We start from the raw sequence: 2027 nt of genomic DNA on the forward strand, positions 1-2027 counted from the left end.
GCTTCTGGCCGTGCGCGCGGACTCCGCCGGGACGCGAACCTTCACGACGCTTCATTGGGGACTCATCCCGCCTTGGGCGAAGGATCGCAAGATCGGGTATCGCACCAGCAATGCCCGCGCCGAGACGGTGGCCGAGAAGCCCTCCTTTCGAGCGGCCTTCCGCCAGCGCCGTTGCCTGATTCCCGCCGATGGCTTCTACGAATGGCAGGCCACCGGTTCCGGCAAGCAACCGTATTTCATCGCCCGCCGGGATCGCCAGCCTTTCGCGTTCGCCGGGCTATGGGAGACCTGGACCGATCCCGCGAGCGGCGAGCGCATCGACAGCACGACGATCATCGTGACTGACGCCAACGCCGTGGTGAGACCCATCCATGACCGGATGCCGGTGATTCTGTCGCCGGCGGATTATCGGCTTTGGCTGGATCCGGGGCTGACCCGCCCCGCGCCGTTGCAAGCGCTGCTCACGCCCTGCGATCCCGTGCCGATGATGGCCTATCCGGTGGACCGGCGGGTGAATACGCCGGCTCAGGATGACCCGGCGCTGATCGAACCCTGCGGCGAGCCGAAAAGGGATGACGGCGGTCGCGATCAGTTGCGCTGAGCTTGCGAATGTCGACGATGCCCGAATGAGCAGGCGATTCGGTGACGATGCACCTGGTACAGCAGGTGGGCGCGTTCCTGGCGGGGATCTCGCCGGCGGCGGATACCGATGAGATTAGAAGACAAGGCACCTGTCTGGTCCCTGGCCCTGTACCTGGAGATTGGGGAACTGCGCCAGTATCTGCTTGCGTTCGGCTGGCGTGGAGTAACCGAGCTTGGCCAACGCCTGACCAACTTCATTGCTGCTATAACCGCCCTTGGGTTGTCGCGTGCAGGTCGAACGCACCTGAGCCATCACCTTCACGATCTCGCTGGAAATCGGCGTCTGGGCAGGTGCCTTAGGGGGCGCGGAGGCGGGAACCGCCACCGGGATGGGCAACGCCTTCGCGGTCTCCACGGCCATTGGCAGCAGGAACGTGGTGAGTTTCGTGCGCTTGGCGGTCGGAATTTCGCTATCGGCGTAAGCCACATAGAGGTGGATACCGCTGTCCTTCACCTGCTCGGCGGCATCCAGTAACAAGGCATCGCGCGAGACCACCACGACCCGCGTTCCACATCGGCGATGTTCGGACAGATCCGCTCCCAGGGCGAGCATAAGCGCGATGTCGGCGGCATTGGGCCGACAAGGTACCACGACGCTCTGAATGGCCAGATCGGGATGTTGTGTGTGCAGTGCCTCGACCCAGACGGCATTTTTGTTGCCCTTCTCGTTTCCGGCGACCGTGATCTGTTTGACCTGTCCGCCGAACCCTTCTTGCAGCAGATCGAGTAGCGTCGCGGCATGGTGGGCAGGCTGGTTATCCGCATCGATGTAGAGCGCGAAGGTCAGGCCGGCACAGGGCGATGCATCGGGTTCTGGTGGCGTCAGCCACGGAAGGGAGTGTCGAGCATCCATCGTCTTGATCCTGATCGGTCTCGTGCGCCGATTACTCGGTGGGCGCGGGTTTCGCCTTCCGCTCGAACACCTGTACCGCCGCCTGCTCCAGCACCACCACCGCCCCCGCATCCGAACCCGCCTGGGCACCGAGCTTGCCGGTCAGCGAGGCGATCCACGACGGCCAGTCGCGCGCGGCCTGCTCCAGCTTCTTCCAGACCTTTGGCGGCAGCGTGGCGACCACCAGCGCCGTGTCCGTCTGGATACCGATCTTCATGCCGGCCTTGACCGAGAGCGGTTTCGGCAGTTCGGTAAACTTCACGGTGAGTTCGAGGCGACCGGTCACAATGTTCTCCGGGGTCAGTGGGGCGTCTTGGGGAAGCGCGAGCGTGGTTTGCTGGGGGCGTTCGGCGCGCGGGCCTGGTTTAGGCGCGGCGCTCGACAGCCGGTCTTGCGCGTTGGCGGCATCCTCCTCGCTCACGTCCCCGGCAGGCTGGCCCAGGAGGTCAACGCGCGGCGTTCCGGCGACCAATGTCCGCCGATACTGCCCCAA

The 2027-nt window shown here is 64.7% G+C and carries 3 protein-coding genes; 1 reads left to right on the top strand and 2 read right to left on the bottom strand.

The annotated features are described in order from the left end of the window. A partial coding sequence (locus tag QZY07_RS24475; RefSeq protein ID WP_295408577.1) for an SOS response-associated peptidase occupies window positions 1–601 on the top strand: 601 nt, incomplete at its 5' end. Window positions 602–715: 114 nt separating this feature from the next. Here the strand turns inward: QZY07_RS24475 and QZY07_RS24480 are convergent. Next, window positions 716–1495: an NYN domain-containing protein gene (locus QZY07_RS24480; RefSeq protein ID WP_295408579.1), complete on the bottom strand. Its 780-nt coding sequence runs from the start codon at window positions 1493–1495 to the stop codon at window positions 716–718. 31 nt (window positions 1496–1526) lie between these two features. Continuing rightward, window positions 1527–2027: ProQ/FINO family protein (locus tag QZY07_RS24485; protein WP_295408581.1), on the bottom strand; the 501-nt coding region annotated here is incomplete at its 5' end.

The sequence above is a fragment of the uncultured Thiocystis sp. genome (assembly GCF_903866365.1).
Classification (GTDB): Bacteria; Pseudomonadota; Gammaproteobacteria; order Chromatiales; family Chromatiaceae; genus Chromatium.